General features: G+C 54.2%; 14 protein-coding genes. 4 read left to right on the top strand and 10 right to left on the bottom strand.

The window, feature by feature from the left end; translation table 11 throughout:
* Positions 1 to 228 precede the first annotated feature (228 nt).
* From MKX51_RS12680 to MKX51_RS12635, 10 genes are all read right to left on the bottom strand, one after another.
* On the bottom strand, positions 229 to 1,659 hold the full coding sequence (locus tag MKX51_RS12680; protein ID WP_340992606.1) for a M56 family metallopeptidase: 1,431 nt from the start codon (positions 1,657 to 1,659) through the stop codon (positions 229 to 231).
* The gene (locus tag MKX51_RS12675) at positions 1,656 to 2,015 is read right to left on the bottom strand and encodes a BlaI/MecI/CopY family transcriptional regulator (RefSeq protein WP_340992605.1); all 360 of its coding nucleotides are present in this window, start codon (positions 2,013 to 2,015) and stop codon (positions 1,656 to 1,658) included. The genes MKX51_RS12680 and MKX51_RS12675 overlap by 4 nt, the downstream gene beginning before the upstream one ends.
* A 162-nt stretch (positions 2,016 to 2,177) precedes the next feature.
* A complete protein-coding gene (locus MKX51_RS12670; protein ID WP_340992604.1) occupies positions 2,178 to 3,686 on the bottom strand; it encodes a copper amine oxidase N-terminal domain-containing protein in 1,509 nt (502 codons plus the stop codon).
* 92 nt (positions 3,687 to 3,778) lie between these two features.
* A complete protein-coding gene (locus tag MKX51_RS12665; protein WP_340992603.1) occupies positions 3,779 to 4,447 on the bottom strand; it encodes a TraX family protein in 669 nt (222 codons plus the stop codon).
* A 365-nt stretch (positions 4,448 to 4,812) separates the two neighbouring features.
* Entirely contained in the window at positions 4,813 to 5,976 is a 1,164-nt protein-coding gene (gene mmsB / locus MKX51_RS12660) for a multiple monosaccharide ABC transporter permease (protein ID WP_340941290.1), read from the bottom strand.
* Between the two features lie 6 nt (positions 5,977 to 5,982).
* Positions 5,983 to 7,512: a multiple monosaccharide ABC transporter ATP-binding protein gene (gene mmsA, locus MKX51_RS12655; protein WP_340992602.1), complete on the bottom strand. Its 1,530-nt coding sequence runs from the start codon at positions 7,510 to 7,512 to the stop codon at positions 5,983 to 5,985.
* A 101-nt stretch (positions 7,513 to 7,613) separates the two neighbouring features.
* Positions 7,614 to 8,723: a multiple monosaccharide ABC transporter substrate-binding protein gene (gene chvE, locus MKX51_RS12650; RefSeq protein WP_340992601.1), complete on the bottom strand. Its 1,110-nt coding sequence runs from the start codon at positions 8,721 to 8,723 to the stop codon at positions 7,614 to 7,616.
* 205 nt (positions 8,724 to 8,928) lie between these two features.
* Positions 8,929 to 10,143: a response regulator gene (locus MKX51_RS12645; protein ID WP_340992600.1), complete on the bottom strand. Its 1,215-nt coding sequence runs from the start codon at positions 10,141 to 10,143 to the stop codon at positions 8,929 to 8,931.
* Positions 10,144 to 10,165: 22 nt separating this feature from the next.
* Positions 10,166 to 12,031, bottom strand: coding sequence for a cache domain-containing sensor histidine kinase (locus tag MKX51_RS12640; protein ID WP_340992599.1), 1,866 nt, complete (start codon positions 12,029 to 12,031; stop codon positions 10,166 to 10,168).
* A gap of 21 nt (positions 12,032 to 12,052) precedes the next feature.
* Positions 12,053 to 13,066: a substrate-binding domain-containing protein gene (locus MKX51_RS12635; protein ID WP_340992598.1), complete on the bottom strand. Its 1,014-nt coding sequence runs from the start codon at positions 13,064 to 13,066 to the stop codon at positions 12,053 to 12,055.
* A gap of 216 nt (positions 13,067 to 13,282) precedes the next feature.
* Here MKX51_RS12635 and MKX51_RS12630 point away from each other — a divergent pair, with 216 nt between their 5' ends.
* The 4 genes from MKX51_RS12630 (at position 13,283) to MKX51_RS12615 (ending at position 16,536) form a co-directional block, all read left to right on the top strand.
* Positions 13,283 to 13,471: a hypothetical protein gene (locus MKX51_RS12630; RefSeq protein ID WP_340941297.1), complete on the top strand. Its 189-nt coding sequence runs from the start codon at positions 13,283 to 13,285 to the stop codon at positions 13,469 to 13,471.
* A 148-nt stretch (positions 13,472 to 13,619) separates the two neighbouring features.
* The gene (locus MKX51_RS12625) at positions 13,620 to 14,534 is read left to right on the top strand and encodes a helix-turn-helix transcriptional regulator (RefSeq protein ID WP_340941299.1); all 915 of its coding nucleotides are present in this window, start codon (positions 13,620 to 13,622) and stop codon (positions 14,532 to 14,534) included.
* On the top strand, positions 14,531 to 15,538 hold the full coding sequence (locus tag MKX51_RS12620; RefSeq protein ID WP_340992597.1) for a hypothetical protein: 1,008 nt from the start codon (positions 14,531 to 14,533) through the stop codon (positions 15,536 to 15,538). Before MKX51_RS12625 ends, MKX51_RS12620 begins: the two co-directional genes overlap by 4 nt.
* Positions 15,535 to 16,536, top strand: a complete 1,002-nt coding sequence (locus tag MKX51_RS12615) for a hypothetical protein (RefSeq protein WP_340992596.1) — start codon at positions 15,535 to 15,537, stop codon at positions 16,534 to 16,536. The genes MKX51_RS12620 and MKX51_RS12615 overlap by 4 nt, the downstream gene beginning before the upstream one ends.
* The last annotated feature ends 7 nt before the right edge of the window (positions 16,537 to 16,543 follow it).

Below are 16,543 nucleotides of genomic sequence, written 5' to 3'. Positions count from 1 at the left end.
CATCTGATATTATTTTATCACATGATCTATGGGCTTACAATGCTACGAAAGGATGATGCATCTGGCTGTATACCAAAAAAACTGACCTCGCAATTAAGCAAAGGCCAGTTCAATATGGAGCATTCCATGAGTTATACGCTTAAGTCACCACCCGATCACCATTCCACCCGCCGCACCGGCTACTACAACCATCCAGGGCGGTAAGCAGGATTCTGTAAAAATCGGCATTTAAGGAGTCAGCTTGACACTATCCAGCCGGTCGATCAGCTTACGAAGACCTGCTTCATCCGCTCCATACGGGCGGACATCCTCTCCAAGCAGCTTATCTATCTCTTCTCTGGCGAACGTGAAGCTGTAAGTTATCCCTTCATCCGCAAGTGAGTAATTAATAATATCCGCGTTATCAATCAGGGTGAACAGCAGGACCGAATTCTTCAGGAGAGGGTCCCGGCTTAACGCCTGAAGCTCATCATTCCACATTCCCTTAATATCGTTCACTGTATAATTGATGGTTAACTCATACGGCCGGGAGCCGGTTGTCAGCTCAATGCCTGCCCTCTCCAGTCCTTGCGGCAGCGGCATTGCACCAAGCAGCGCTGTGACCTTGCTGGCGTCGCCAATATACTTTGTCTTGCTCTCCAGCAGCTGATCCACCGTATAACCGGAATATAACAGCTGCGACGGATGCTGCACAGGCTTGGGATTAGCCGTACATCCAATCAGCAGGATCACAAGAACGAGGGTAAAAGCGGCTACACTCCCCGAGGTCGGCTGGCGGTAAGCAAGAATATGCTTAATCCGCGCCTTTACACTGCTCTCTCCAAAAGCCAGCGGACTGCCGGTCATAAGACCGCTCCGGCGGGATGAGAAGCCAAGCAGGGAGCCTGAGTAACTCCTTTTAACCTGCGGACCCAGCTTCCGGATCACCGCTTCATCGCAGGACATCTCCATATCCTTGCTCATGAGCACAAAAGACAGCCACATCAGCGGGTTGAACCAATGGAGAATGACCAGCAGGAACATCAGCGGCTTGATCAGGTAATCCCGCCGGTTAATATGAGTCTGCTCGTGCAGCAGGATATGGGACAGCTCCTGTTCACTCATCCCGGCCGGGATGTAGATCCTTGGCTTCCAGAAGCCGAATACGAATGGAGTCATGATCTGGTCCGTCTCAAAGACATGCCCCTTCACAATTGTTGCTGTACGGACACTGCGCATGACTCTCAGGTAAGAGATCACGCTGTACAGCAGCAGGACTATAACACCTGTCAGCCAGATCATACTGCCGGCCCACAGGATGACTTGCACAGGATTCACGCTTGCCGACGGTGCTACCGGCGGAGACAGACTGTTCCACAGGCTTCCTGCTGAACCTGTTCCGGTGTCCAATGCAGGCTGCGCTTGCTTCCCTATATGCTGCGGAACGAATTGCAGCTGCCCTGTGCCGGGCGAGCCTGCAGGCTGCCCTGCCAGCCTCAGGATACTGAAGCTTGAAGTGAAGCTGACGGGCAGGATCAGCCTGATCATTACGGCTGACCACAGGATATAGGAGAAGATCTTGGGCGCGCGCCGCAGCAGGACTCTTGCCAGCATGACGGCCACGGCTACATAACTGGCTGTAACGCTCATATTCAGAATGCTGATCCACAGGTCCGTCATCGGGAGGCCTCCTCGATAATCCTTTTCAGCTCCGCCGCTTCCTTCGCGGACAATTTCTTATCCCCGAGAAAAGCAGTCAAAAACTGCGGCAACGACCCGCCAAAGGCTTTGTCCACTACCGTCTGGCTCTCATGCCGCTGCGCCTCCGACTTCGGGATGATAGCTGTGACCGTGGCCCCCTCGTTTCTGAGAATTCCCCGCTCACATAGCTTTCTCAATACGGTATAGGTCGTGGACTTCTTCCAGCCCAGTTCCGAGAGACTCAGCTTCACCAGCTCTGTAGAATTAATCGGCTCATGATCCCAGATCAGGCAAGCGAATTTATATTCGGCATCATATAATTTGTAGGGCTCCATCCTGTTCACTCCTTATAAGTTTATTGCAGTAGACCTAATGACGTTAAGTCTATTGCAATAAACCTATATTGTCAAGGCAAGACCCGCTAACTCCCGCACACAAAAAAACCGGAACCGCCTGATTGCTCAGGGGTCCCGGTTTGTTGACTATAACTGTACTTCTTACGGACGTTCGATCCAGATATAGCCGTCATCATCTACTTCAACCGTAGCATGCAGGCCTTCAGCCAATACACGCAGCGGCACATTAGCATCTCCATACTCATCTACGAATACTGCTAGCGGAAGCTTCACGGTCTTGCCGGCAATTTGTGCCTGCGCGGAACCGATTTTGAATACGAGCTGATCGCCGTATACATCGTCAGTTACCTTGATCGATTTGTTAGGTCCATCCCACTCTACCTTAGCATCCAGATCCTCTGCCACATAGCGCAGCGGTACATAGGTAGTACCATTCTTCACGACCGGATAATAGTAATCGTCATCCGGTGCGATCATCAGGCTCTTGGAGGTAATTGCCATCTCCTCTTTGAGCAGCTTATAGACGGATGAATTGGCATCGAAGTTTCTCAGCGTTTCCCCTGGAGTAAGGTCACCCTTGGAATAATCAATTGCACCCACGGTGCTGATTGGATCAGCCGTTACCGGACCGTTCACATTCCAGGTCTCGGACACCAGCTTCATGCTGATGCTCTGCAGCGGCAGATATTCATCGGCCGGAAGAGCAACATTGAAGTCGATGTTCTGTTTGCGGACATGGAAGCCGTTATCTACGAAGATATCCGCAGTCAGCTTCGTATCCTTGCCGAGAACAGTCTTGAGTTCAGGGGTCGATTCATAGAGGTTCTCCAGTTGCTTGTCATAGACCAGCAGGAGAGCATCCACAGCCAGCTTGGCTGCATCATGCACTACGGTGACTACCCCTTCTTTGTCTTCCAGCGGAATATCGCCCAGACCGATGCTGTTCAGATCTTCAGCTCTGTCTTTGATGAGCGGATACATGTAATCATACAGACCGCTAATCAGAGCGGTGAAGCCTTCGGTATCCTTCGACACAGATCTCAGGAAGCTCTTAAGCAATACCGGAAGCTCTTCCCCTGTAATTTCCGTATGTAGCTTCGTCAAGCTGGTTGGCTGGCCGTATACGGATTCATTAACGGATGTCACTGTGATCGCACCCGGATTCGGAAGATTCTTGATCACAAACTGGGAGGCCAGCTTAGTGAATTCCAAGGTCTTGGCCGGATCGGTTGCTTCCAGACCGAGCAACATTTCATTGCTCTGAAGCGGCATGTAGAACGGCTGCTTCGCGCCTTCAGCGGTGAAGACCAGGTTCTTCTGGTCCGTGAAGAGGGAGAAAGGAATCTTGAACTCCTTGTAACCCACAACTCCCGTGGCCGAGACGTTGCCGTTATCCTGAACCTTCACATGGCCGAGCGTAAGCGATAAGGAATTAATAAGATCAATAACTTCCTTGTCCTCTGCGGTGATACCTGCTGCAGGAACAGCGTTCAGGGTCATCGTAGTGCTGGATTCAGAGGATTTGACATCCAGATCCCCCAGCAGTGCCTTATTGACATCGAAGCCGCCAACCGCTTGGCAGCCTGACAGAATCAGCAGCAGGGCGAGAATCGGCACCAGCCATTTGGTTCTTGCTTTCATTTTCTTCATAGCATGTCTCCTCTAGCTCATAATTTGGCAACGTACCCATCATCTCAGAGGAGCATGGATTTGTAAATACAGCACCTGGAAATGATGAACCCTCATACGCTAAATAAACTCCGCCATTCTATAAATACCCATTCTTTGAAAAAGAGAAACTTTACCAACGCAAGTATTGCTAAATGGGCCGGATAAAAGCACCACCAGACCCAGCGCGGCAGACGCTTCTTCTCCAGCAGCACCCAAAAACCCGGAGTCAGCGCAATCAGAAGGGTCGGAATAATGCTGGCCATCTGCACCAGCCAATTATAATAGAACAGATAGAATACATTCAGCGCCAAATGCGCCAGCACCAGCACGTAAGAACGGGTATAACGGAAGATCAGCACCAGCAGCAGGCCGTACGCGTTGTAGTCGAGCGGCAAAGCATCCATCAGCAGCACAGCCACGGCTACTACCGGAATACCCGTCCATAGATTCGGCAGCTTATCAAGCAGGGCAAGGACCAGCGCTGAGATCAGCAGGGTGAATACGACGTTCCAGCCTCCCGGATGAATCGCCAGATTGTACGGAATCTGTGCCAGCACAGCGATGACGAGCAGCCGCCGGAAATAGCGGGGTCTGGAGGAGGTATGGATATAGCCTTGCGCCAGCGCGTAGCAGTAGATCGGAAAGGCAATTCTCCCCACATATCTCCAGGCAAGCTCACCCGGGAAAAAGATCAGGCCGACATGGTCAATCAGCATGGTCAGCATGGCAATAATCTGCATCTGTAGCCTCCTGTACTATATAAATTGAACTAATGGTTTTTATGTTTTGGGATTAGCCGTGACTCCAGAGAAGTTTTGGACTTCCGGCCGCTGTTGTGTTTGAATTTCCTAAATTAAACCGCATTACGCGGTAGAAATTCAAACACAAAGGCGGTCGCTTCCGCTCCTCCAGTTCCAAAATTCCCCTCCGCCACTTTTCCTTTAACTTAAATTTTAGTTCAATCTATATAACATGAAATATAAAGCACCTTAGGTGCTATTATCCATGCCAGAGCCGTATGCTGCAAGCTGTGCGGGAGAACTTGTACGACAGGCAAGCCGGAGCCGCTCCCTCTGGAGCAGTTCCGGCCCGGTTCTATCTTATATCAGGCTGTCTTCGACTTGTTATAGATATCAAAGCCTACAGCAAGCAGCAGCACCAGTCCCTTGATCCCTTGCTGCCAGTCTACGCCGAGGCCGACGAGCGACATCCCGTTGTTCATGACGCCCATGACCAGACCGCCGATAATGGCACCGACTACGGTTCCGATTCCCCCGGACGCGGAGGCTCCGCCGATGAAGCAGGCAGCGATAGCATCCAGCTCGAAGTTCGTACCGGCCTTAGGGGTAGCCGAGTTCAGGCGGGCCGCGAAGACCAGACCGGACAGGGCAGCGAGTACACCCATGTTAACGAATACCCAGAAGGTCACCCGTTTGGTTTTGACGCCGGAGAGGCTGGCCGCCTTCTCATTGCCGCCCAGGGCATAGATATGCCGCCCCATGGTCATGTGGTTCATGACGAAGGAGTACATCACGATCAGCACCATCAGAATCACAAGAATGTTAGGAATCCCGTTATATTGCGCCAGAACATAGGTGAACAGGTTGATGACAATCACCAGCGCAGCAGCCTTGGCAACGGACATCCAGATTGGAGACCGCTCAAAACCGTACTTCACCGTGATCCGGCGGCTGCGGATTTCCTGATAGATCACCAGCAGCGACAGCAGAACACCGATGATCAGGGTCAGTACATTCAGCGAACCCCCGCTCGCAACATCGGGAATGAACCCGGAGCTGATCTTCTGAAAAGTCTTCGGGAAAGGCGCAATCGACTGCCCGTTCAGCACGATCATCGTCAGTCCCCGGAACAGCAGCATGCCCGCCAGGGTCACGATGAACGCCGGGATTTTGACATAAGCGACCCAGAAGCCCTGCCAGGCCCCGACCAGCGCGCCCATCAGCAGTGAGATGACTACGGCCAGCACCGGATTCAGCTCCATATCCACCATCATAATGGCCGACAGGGCACCGATGAAGGCAGCTACCGAGCCGACCGAGAGGTCGATATGCCCAGTGATGATTACCAGCACCATCCCGATAGCCAGCACCAGTATGTAGCTGTTCTGCAGAATGAGATTGGTCACGTTCAGCGGCTTCAGCAGAATGCCGTCGGTCAGAATTTGAAAGAACACCGAAATAAAAATCAAGGCAATGATCATGCCGTATTGGCGGATATTTTTTTTGAACAGTTCACTAATGGCTCCCATGCGGTGTTACCCCCTGCTTCGTGTCATAAATTTCATCAAAAGCTCCTGCGTGGCGTCCTTCCGCTCCACTTCCCCGCTGATCCGCCCTTCACACATAGTGTAGATCCGGTCGCACATCCCGATAATTTCCGGCAGCTCGGAAGAGATGACCAGCACGCCCTTCCCCTCTGCGGCAAGGCTGTTGATGATGGAATAGATTTCGTATTTGGCCCCGACATCGATGCCCCGTGTAGGCTCATCGAGGATCAGCACATCCGGCTGGGCGTAGATCCATTTGCTGAGTACCACCTTCTGCTGGTTGCCGCCGCTGAGATTCACTGTTTTTTGCAGGATGCTGGGGGTCTTGATGTTCAGCTTCTTGCGGTATTCCTCTGCGACCAGTACCTCCTCGTTCTCATTAATGACACCATGGCGGGAGAGCTTCTTCAGGCTGCTGAGCGAGATGTTCCGCTTGATATCGTCGATCAGGATCAGCCCGTAATGCTTGCGGTCCTCGGTCACGTAGGCTAACCCATGCTCTATCGCCTGGCTGATGTTATTCAGGTGTACCTCCTTGCCGTGCATAAAAGTCTGGCCGCTGATCCGCTTGCCATAGGACTTGCCGAACACACTCATCGCCAGCTCCGTGCGCCCTGCGCCCATCAGCCCGGCAATGCCGACCACCTCACCCCGCCGGATGTGGAGATTAATTTGATCCAGCATTTTGCGGTCCGCCTGTGTCTCGTGGTAGACATTCCAGTCCCGGATCTCGAAGATCGTCTCGCCCGGATCCGGTGTGCGCTCAGGGTAACGGTTCGTCAGATCACGCCCGACCATGCCTTTGATAATGACATCCTCTGTAACGGCATCCTGTTTCATATCCAGGGTCTTGATGGTCTGTCCATCCCGCAGAATCGTGACGGAATCCGCTATTTTCTCGATTTCGTTCAATTTGTGGGAAATGATAATCGAGGATATCCCCTGCTTCTTCAGCTCCAGAATGAGCAACAGCAGGTTCTCGCTATCATCCTCATTCAGCGCCGCTGTCGGTTCGTCGAGAATGAGCAGCTTCACTTCCTTGGAGAGCGCCTTCGCGATCTCTACAAGCTGCTGCTTGCCGACACCTATCGTAGAGACTCCCGTAAACGGCGATTCCTTGAGGCCGACGGTCGTTAGCAGCGCCTTGGTCTTGACCGTCGTTTCGTTCCAGTTGATCACCCCGCGTCTGGCCTGTTCATTGCCGAGGAAGATGTTCTCCGAAATCGACAAATACGGAATCAGCGCCAGCTCTTGATGGATAATGACGATCCCCAGGCCCTCGCTGTCCTTGATATCCTTGAACTGGCATACCTGCCCCTGGTAATAGATATCCCCTTCATACGTCCCGTGCGGATACACTCCGCTAAGCACCTTCATCAGCGTGGACTTGCCTGCCCCATTCTCTCCGCAGAGGGCGTGGATCTCGCCTGCCTTCACCTGCAGATTGACTGACCAGAGCGCTTTGACGCCGGGGAATGTCTTGGTAATGCCTTTCATCTCCAAAATAATTTCACTCATGTGCCTCTCACCCAGCTTTCCTTGTGACTGTGCAGCGGTTCTCCGGCAGCATTTTCGTTGTTAGACGCCGCCGGTTAACCGCGAGAAATTGCTGCGGATTATTATTTTCCGAGCTGCTCTTTGGTGTAGTACCCGCCGTCCACCAGCACTTTATCCACGTTGGCCGCATCCACAGAGACCGGCTCCAATAGGTAGGACGGGACGATTTTGACTCCGTTGTCGTAGGTGGTAGTATCGTTGACTTCAGCTTCGGTCCCCTTCAGCACACTCTCCGTCATCTCCACTGCCTTCTTGGCCAGCTCACGGGTATCCTTGAATACTGTCTGGGTCTGCTCTCCGGCCAGAATGGACTTCACGGAAGCCAGCTCGGCGTCCTGTCCGGTAACCACCGGAAGCTTTTTGTCGCCGGAGCCGTAGCCTACACCCTTGAGTGAAGACAGGATACCAATGCTGATGCCATCGTAAGGGGACAAGACGGCGTCCAGATTATCGCTTGCATAGTTCGCGCTCAGCAGGTTATCCATCCGTGACTGGGCGGCAGCGCCGTCCCAGCGCAGCGTAGCTACCTTATCCATCGTAAGCTGCTTGCTGCGGACCACCAGTTTACCGGAATCAATGTAAGGCTTCAGAATCGACATGGCACCATCGAAGAAGAAATAGGCATTATTGTCATCCGGCGATCCGCCGAACAGCTCGATGTTGAACGGGCCTTTGCCGTCCTTCAGGCCAAGCTTCTCTTCAATGTAAGAGCCTTGCAGCACACCCACCTTGAAATTATCGAAGGTCGCATAATAGTCTACGAATTCACTTTTTTTGATCAGACGGTCATAAGCGATCACCTTAACGTTGGCGTCATGCGCCTTCTGCAGCACATCCGTCAGCGCCTCGCCGTCAATTGAAGCGATTACAATCGCGTTCACACCTTTGGTGATCATGTTCTCAATCTGTGAGACCTGATTCTCGACAACATCCTCCGCATATTGCAGATCCGTCCCGTAGCCCAGCTTCTCGAACTCCTTGACCATGTTGTTGCCGTCATTCACCCAGCGCTCCGAAGATTTGGTCGGCATCGCAATGCCCACCTTGCCCTTCGATGTGTCCCCGCCGCCGGAAGAGCTGCCAGCGCTGCTGGATGAATTACCACTGTTGCCGCATGCAGATAAGATGAGTACCAGTGTTAGCAGAAGCGTAATCATTGAATATTTTTTCATTCCTGCACTACCCCCTGAACTATTCTGATGTCTTCCACAGGTGTTCCCGTGTGACAGATCGAGTATAGCAACCGGGGGCAGGTGCCGTATTTACACTGAGACTACTGTTTTTGTGAAATTTCAACTTTATATATATAAAAAGGAATGCGTCGCGCCTATAGATGGCTGCTGAAGCATTCCCCCACTGTTAATTCAGTATCTTCAGTTACTTGCGTACCTCAGCCTGCACCCCTTTACGGAACTGCATCGGCGCCACCCCGGTCTGCTTCTTGAAGGCGGTGCTGAAATAATGCTGGGTCTCATAGCCTGACTGCTCTGCCACCTCGTTAATACTGAGCTCGGTGGAATGCAGAAGCTGGGCGGCCCGGCGGATACGGGTCTGGGTCAGATATGCGCCGAAGGATTCGCCCACCTCCTGCTTGAACAAGCGGCTCAGGTAGACCGGAGAGGCTTGAAGCAGGCCTGCTGTGGCCTCCAGGGTAAGCCCGTATTCGCTGTAATGCTCCTGGATATGCTGCTTCGCCCGGCGGACGAGCGGGGACAGCGGCTGCTCCTTGACCAGCCCCACCCGGCAGCTCCGGTAGGCGGCGGCCAGCTCTGTAATCTCGCCCTGGATCAGCCGGGTGCCGACTTCAACGGCGATTTTGAGATGGCTGCGCACCGCGGCCTCCACTCCGGCCAGGATGCGCTCCCCTGCGGCATCCCACAGCAGGATAACGATCAACCCGGCGGCGTCCCGGAACATCACCTTGGGATACGGGTCCAACAGTTCGGCGGCGATATTCTCTATGGCGAATAAGAAGAGCTGCCGCTCCTTCTCCATCATCGCCGGATGCTGGCCCTCCCACCTCCAGCGGATGATGCCGATCAGCTCCGGCCGCTGCGGCGGAAGCTTGAGGAATTGCAGCTGCTCCCGGATCTCCGCCTGGCTCAGATTACCGTCCAGCCATTCCTGGCAGAAGCGCTCGCGCAGCAGCGGGAAGTTCTTCATCAGCTGCCGGGAAGCCTGCTCCAGATGCTGGCTCTGCTGCCGCTCGGACTCCAGCTCATCGCGGACGCCCCGCAGCACCTGCATCAATTGCTTCGGTTCCGCAGGCTTGAGAATATAATCATTCACCTGCAGCCGGATCGACTCCTGCGCATAAGCGAATTCATCGTGGCCGGTGATTACAATAATCTTACAGCCGGGCAGCGCTTCCCGCAGCCGCTTCATCAGCTCCATGCCATGCATAATCGGCATGTTCAGGTCCACCAGGGCGATATGGATGGCATGCTCCACAGCCAGCTCCAGCGCCTCCTCCCCGTCTTCTGCCTCTGCCGTCACCTCCATACCCAGGCTATCCCAGTCCACGCATTGCCGGATGCCCTCCCGGATAATACGCTCATCATCGGCAATGATTACTTTCCATTTGTCCATCATGTACAGATCATCCTCCTCTATCCTATTGCTTCTCTGGGTAACTCTCACGAACAACCGGATGACGCACCGTTACAAGAGTTCCCTGACCCGGCCCGCTCTCTATCTGGATACCGTACGGCGCTCCATAGGTCAGCCTGATCCGCGCCTGCACATTCAATATGCCGTAGCCGCTTCCCGCGGTGCCTGTTACAGCTATTTCCGTCTCCGGGCGCTCCAGTTCTTCTGTACCTACCGCTTCAAGCCGCCGCCTGAGCTCCTTCAGCTTATCTTCAGACATCCCTGCCCCATCATCACGTACAGTAAGATACAGGTCGTTGTCCCGTTCCACGACTGCAATGGAGAGGTGTCCGGGGCCGCGCCGCTCCTTGATGCCGTGATAGATCGCGTTCTCCACCATCGGCTGCAGCAGCAGCTTAAGCACATACAGCTCCTGTAAGTGCGGCTCCAATTCAATGGAATACGTCAGCTTGGTGCTGTAACGGACATGCTGAATTTTCAGATAGCTGACGATATGCTCCAGCTCATCGGAGAGCGGTATGATATCGCTCCCTTTGCTTAAGCCCAGCCGGAACAGCCTGGAGAGGGACTGGACGACCTCGGCGATATCCTCCGCTCCCTTGCTGCGGGACATCCAGTGAATCGTATCCAGCGTATTGTACAGAAAATGCGGCTTGATATGCGCCTGGAGACTGCGCAGCTCCGCCTCACGCTTTTGCCGCGCCTGAAGCTCGGTCAGGGATAGCAGCCGGCCAATCTGGGCCAGCATTGTATTGAAGCTGCGGCCGAGCAGCCCGATCTCATCGGAACGGCTGCCCCAGTAGCGGATCGTCAGATCGCCGGACTGCGCCTTGCTCATGAAGGAAGCCAGCTGGCCGATAGGACGGGAGATCGAATAGGCCAGATAGAACGATGCGGTCATGCCCAGCATACAGACTACAAATACAAAGGTAACAACATTGAACGTAATCTCACGGATTCCATAAGCCGACTCATCCATCGGGAACACGCCCATCGTGGTCCAGCCGGTAAACGGCGAGGTCCGGTAGATCAGCTGAAGCTTGCGGCCGTCTACCGTCTCCGAGGTAATGCCCGAGGACTCGGTGAACAGACCTGCCGGGATGGTACGCATTAAAGGATGCTGCGGCGCGTAGATCATCTCTCCACGATTGTCCACCACTGTCAGATATCCGGTCTTGCCGAGCGTGACATCTCTAGCCGTCTCCGCGATCACCCGCAGCTTCAGATCCACCAGCACCACGCCCTGGACCACCTGCGTCTCAGGATTCACAATGGCCCGCACAGCAGAGACCACCTCGCTCTCCTTATAGTCCACATGGGACCTGACCGCACGGCCATACGGATGCCCGACGATCAGGAAGATCCCCTTATTCTCTGCCGCCTGCTTGTACCAGCTCTCCTCCGTCAGCCGGGTACCGGAACGGGTATACATCTCGTTGCTGATGAAATCGCCTTCACGGTTAACCAGCATAATGCCGGCAATCTCCGAGCTGAGCGTGGTGAAGCCCTGCAGAAATTTGCGGATATTGTATTCCGCCGATTCCCCGTTGCCCGCTGCGGGGTCCGGCTGTGCCGGAACCGGCGGCGCCCCCTTCAGGAACTTCTGGACGCCCGGATCGAACGAGATCAGGTATGTAATTTTCTGCAGATTCTCCACATCACTCTCAATGGCGGTATTCACCTTGCGGATGAGCTGCATCGTGTTCTCGGTGCTCTGCTCCTCCACGATCCGGTCCACCGTCCAGCCAATCAACAGCCCCAGTCCAATAGAAGGCAGAATGCTAATCAGCAAAAAGTGAATAATCAGCTTATAGCGGATTGGCATATTATTCAGCTTCAGCTTCTCCATGCTCACGCCGGCCTTGCGCATCACAGGCTCCCCCTCTGCCGCCTATTTGGCATAATAATTGTCCACATTCTGCCGCGTGACCACATCAATTCCGGTATCTACAGAATCGGGGACAGGCAGGGGCTTGTTATTGGCATAGGCCTCAGGGTCAGCCTCCAGATCACGGTGCAGATGAAACAGCTCGGTCAGCGACCAATAACCCATATTCCAGGTACCCTGGGCCATGGTTGCGGCAATCTTGCCTTCCTTCACCAGATCGAGTGTGCCTTTATCCGTATCGAAGCTGATAATCTGCGGGACCGGTCCGCTGCCAGGGGCGGCTTCCACGGCTTCCGCAACCCCGATACCGCCATTACTTTCCGTGGCAAAAATCCCTGCCAGCTGCGGATAACGCACCAGCAGCTGCTCGGCAGCCTCCCTGGAGGCCACCTGATCTCCCCGCCCATCCTTGACCGCCACCAGCTTCATCTGCGGGTACTTGCTGCGGATGGTATCCGTGAAGCCGTCCGTCCGCTCCTGGTGATTATGCTGATCCGGTGTGGTGATAATGGCGACCTCGCCCTTGCCCCCGGTCAGCTCGGCCATCTTATGCGCCGCCTTCGTTCCGGCATTATAATTGTCCGTTCCCAGGAAGGAATACGCCTTGCTGCCCTCCGCTCCCGAATCAAACAGCACTACCGGAATGCCGCTCTCCACAGCCTTGTTAATCGTCGCTGTAAGCAGCTTGGAATTCACGGCCGAGATGGCAATTCCCGCCGGCTTCTTGGCGATGGTCTGCTCCAGCACCGTCATCTGTTCACTCGCGTTATGCTGGGTAGAGCCGTGATACTCGACGGATACATTAAGCTCCTCTGCGGCATCCTCGAAGCCCTTCAGCACACTTTTCCAGTAATCAATGCCGATCTGGAACGTGACCATCACATATTTGTCCTCAATATTACCGCGCAGTCCGGTAGTCTCCCACGGGTCTGCCGCCTTTCCCTGCTGCTTGTAATTCAGCACGTAGAGCACGAAGATGCCGATTAACAGCACATAGACGAGCCACAGCTTTTTCACATATGTAACCCCTTTCATAACAATGAATGCCGAAGGCCCACAGGCCCCAGGTTCTTCCATCTATGACCAATCTAGTCTACTGGCTTGGCAGCCGTTCCGTCAATTACGTTACAGAGCCTATAGATAAAGATCGTTATCTGCTACGACATTTTATGTCGTACCGATTGTTCTATACTGGACAAGTACCATCAATTCAATGAAACGAGGATTACAAGAATGTCAAAAACCAAACGCGGACGGGTACTCTGGACCCTCCCTTCCCGCGGACGCGGCACCTGCCCGGTCTGCGGGTCCACCCGGATCAAGCTGCTCTACACCAAAATAAAATCCGACGGCACCGCCCTAAAGGTCTGCAAGCGCTGCGACAAAGCCACGCAGGTTAGAGTGGACGCAGCAACCAAGTAAGGCGATACAGGGATGTCTGCCCTGCTTCATGCTTCGTGCATGGGAGCAGGGAGCATCCTTGTTTTCTTATTCAGGGAAGTTGTCCCGCTGGTCTTCATAATCATCAGGAGCTATACTGAAAGCTACTGAAAGGAGCGGGAGGAGCAGCATGAGCCATATTCACCGGATTCAGTGGTTTGACCAGCAGGTCCGCCAGCTGGCGTATCCGAACAGCAGCAAGCTGGCGGAGCAGTTCGAGATTTCCAGGCGCCAAGCCCAGCGGGATATTGAATACCTGACAGAATCGCTGCGGGCTCCGCTCCGGTATGTGGCGAAGCAGCGCGGATATATATACGAGGACAACAGCTTCGTGCTGCCTCATCTGTACATTACGGACGAGGAGCAGCGGGTGCTTAAATATCTGGCTTACCGGTATAGCCACTATGATTATGAGAATGCCCAGAGTATACGCAAGGTCGGGGGGCTGCTGGAGCGGTTCACGGAGCAGCCTCTTACGGACAGGGAGCTTAAGCTGCCTGTCTTTGAAGTGAATGCCCACCGCATACAGATGATGGAGATGCTGGAGCAGGCGATCTCGGCCCGCAGGGTGGTCCATGTTCTCTACCTTGCCGGGGAGGACACTTCGCAGGAGCTGTATCTCTGCCCTTTGCGGCTAAGCCGGCGGGTGGAGGAAGATTATCTGGAGGCCGCTATGGAGGGCGATGGCCGGAGTGAGTATTTCAGCCTGTCCGGCATCCGTCAGCTAACGCTGACCGGCAGGGTCTTCACAGCCGGAGAAGACGGCCCTGCGGCACCGGCGGAGCAGGCCAGACCCTTGAAGCCATTCACGGCGAGAATATGTATTAACCAAGTACCTCAGGACAGCTCATGGGGTGGTTATCGGCTCCGTGCTGCTGCTGAGCATGTCTATGAGGTTGATTTTTATGATACCAGCGCGTTCATTGCACATCTGCTCCACTCGGAGTGGAGTGCCCTCCTGTCTCCCAAATGGCTGAAGGACAAGCTCCGCAGCATCTGTGAGGTTGCAGTGAGACGGCTGGATGAACAGGAGAATGAACAGTGAGCAAGCGAACAGGCGTAATTCTTGACGTTCAGATGAAGCGTGAATCCAAATCTTTTACCGATGCGCTCTATGCCGTAGTGACTGCCGCCGGTTTATTCGAGAGTCCGAAATTCATGCTCTCCGGGCTAAGCGGCATGGCCTTCAAATTCACCGTACACGAGAAGCTCCTCCCCTTATCCGTTACGGCTTATGGGCAGTGGGGCACAGAGCATAGTGCGGCCGCCGATAACCTCGGCATCTTCTTCCAATATGACGGCGGAAGAACCAGACATGATTCGTTCGGGGAGTATCAACGGATCGCCATTGACAATGTCAAGCAGAGTCTGGACCGCAGCCGGGCCTGCATCTACTGGATACCGGAATTCGGCGTGATTCATGGTTATGATGAGGATGACCGGGTGTTCTATGTACAGGATGGCTGGTCCGGTGAGACGCAGGTTGTGCTGTATGATAACTTCGGCCTGAACTTCACGCCCTTCTGGTTTTACCAGTATGTGGGGGATGGGGTGAACATTCCGCTGCATGAAGCTGTGTTGGAGTCGCTGCGGCTTGCGCTGGAGGATTGGGAGACTCCTCACAAAACACTTCCTGACTTAAGCCTCGGTTCAGGCCGCCTGGCCTACAGCTTCCTGATCCGGGCGCTTCAGCAGGGCGGATTCGACAGCTACGGCGCTATTTACATCCTTGAATCGTACATGACTTCACGGACCGAGATCTCCGCTTATCTGCAGGAGGTTCAGTCCGTATTGCCGGGGTTGGAGGAGGTTCAGCACTTGTATGCTGAGCTGGTGGAGGGGCTGAGGGGACCGCTCGCGGCTGCAATCTCTGAGAAGAACAGCGGCAAGCTGCTGAACCAGGAACAGCTTCCTTCCCTCTGCTCTGCTTTGGAGAAGGCCTTGGAGCTGGAGGAGCGGGCCATGCAATTGGTTCGGATAATTTCAGAACAGTACCCGGACCGGAAACGGTCCACACTGCCGAGATGGGGGGCGCATACCGCACGATGAGTGATTATCATAACAAACAAGCTTCACCCGCTACGGATCAGCAGCGTGTGCCGCTCTCTTCTTCTTTTGCAGATGCCATGCACCAGGTCCTCTCGGCCAAAGGCTGGTTCAGCCTGCCCGTCCATATGCTGTCCGGCATGACGGCCTTATGTTTCCGCCTGTCCGTGCACAGGCAGCTTCACCCGGATTCAGCTACAGCTTATAACTGGGCGGCTGAACATTTCGTAGCGGCAGATCTGATCGGCCTTATCGCCATGCAGGGTGCAGGCTTTAACTTCAGTCCTACCTTCCCTCTCTATCAGAAGCAGGCCATTGCGGCAATCCGTCAATCACTTAAGCAGGGCACCGGGGTGGTCTGCTGGAAGGACCGGTTCGTAGTGATTACCCGCTGTGATGATGAGCAGCAGCTCTTTTATTACAAGGAGCTGAATTCAGCCGCTGAGCACGAACTGCCTTACGAGCAGCTCGGGAGGAATGATTCACCTTATTGGTACGGCCAGATCTATGAAGGTCAGGTCCCGAAAGATAGGCTTCAGGTAATCAGAGAGTCCTTCATTCAAGCGGTGTACAAGGCAGAGGTTCATGATCCGATGCTGCCGGAACCGCAATATGCCTGCGGCCTTAAGGCTTATGATGCCATGCTGGAGGCCTTGGCGGAGAAGACCTATGATGCTGCCGGAGCCTATGAGACGCTGATCTTCTATGCAGGAATGAAGCAGGATACGGCAGCCTACGCATGGGAAGCCAGCCTGTACTGGCCCGAGCTTGAAGGGATTGCCGAACATTATACGGCTCTAGCCGCTGTCTATAATGAAATTACAGACGCTCTTAACGAGAGGCCCGTACAAGCTGCAGAGGCTCCATGTTCCATTAATGCTGAGGGCCTGATTCCGCTCCTCCGGGAAGCGAAGCGTATCGAGACCGCAGCGATCCAGTCCATTCGTCTGCTGCTGCGGGAGCCGATTGAGAACCGCTTCCATGATGTGGGGCTGCGCTAAGCCACGG

The organism is Paenibacillus sp. FSL M7-0420 (genome assembly GCF_038002345.1).
Classification (GTDB): Bacteria; Bacillota; Bacilli; order Paenibacillales; family Paenibacillaceae; genus Paenibacillus_AQ.
The sequence above is the reverse complement of the archived record's forward strand: the minus strand, read 5'-3'. Positions and strand labels throughout refer to the sequence as shown.

Bases quoted from the DNA above. Each gene is read 5' to 3' on its own strand.
- MKX51_RS12680 (WP_340992606.1), bottom strand. From the start codon at position 1,659: ATGACGGACCTGTGGATCAGCATTCTGAATATGAGCGTTACAGCCAGT.
- MKX51_RS12675 (WP_340992605.1), bottom strand. From the start codon at position 2,015: ATGGAGCCCTACAAATTATATGATGCCGAATATAAATTCGCTTGCCTG.
- MKX51_RS12670 (WP_340992604.1), bottom strand. From the start codon at position 3,686: ATGAAGAAAATGAAAGCAAGAACCAAATGGCTGGTGCCGATTCTCGCC.
- MKX51_RS12665 (WP_340992603.1), bottom strand. From the start codon at position 4,447: ATGCAGATTATTGCCATGCTGACCATGCTGATTGACCATGTCGGCCTG.
- mmsB (WP_340941290.1), bottom strand. From the start codon at position 5,976: ATGGGAGCCATTAGTGAACTGTTCAAAAAAAATATCCGCCAATACGGC.
- mmsA (WP_340992602.1), bottom strand. From the start codon at position 7,512: ATGAGTGAAATTATTTTGGAGATGAAAGGCATTACCAAGACATTCCCC.
- chvE (WP_340992601.1), bottom strand. From the start codon at position 8,723: ATGAAAAAATATTCAATGATTACGCTTCTGCTAACACTGGTACTCATC.
- MKX51_RS12645 (WP_340992600.1), bottom strand. From the start codon at position 10,143: ATGATGGACAAATGGAAAGTAATCATTGCCGATGATGAGCGTATTATC.
- MKX51_RS12640 (WP_340992599.1), bottom strand. From the start codon at position 12,031: ATGCGCAAGGCCGGCGTGAGCATGGAGAAGCTGAAGCTGAATAATATG.
- MKX51_RS12630 (WP_340941297.1), top strand. From the start codon at position 13,283: ATGTCAAAAACCAAACGCGGACGGGTACTCTGGACCCTCCCTTCCCGC.
- MKX51_RS12625 (WP_340941299.1), top strand. From the start codon at position 13,620: ATGAGCCATATTCACCGGATTCAGTGGTTTGACCAGCAGGTCCGCCAG.
- MKX51_RS12615 (WP_340992596.1), top strand. From the start codon at position 15,535: ATGAGTGATTATCATAACAAACAAGCTTCACCCGCTACGGATCAGCAG.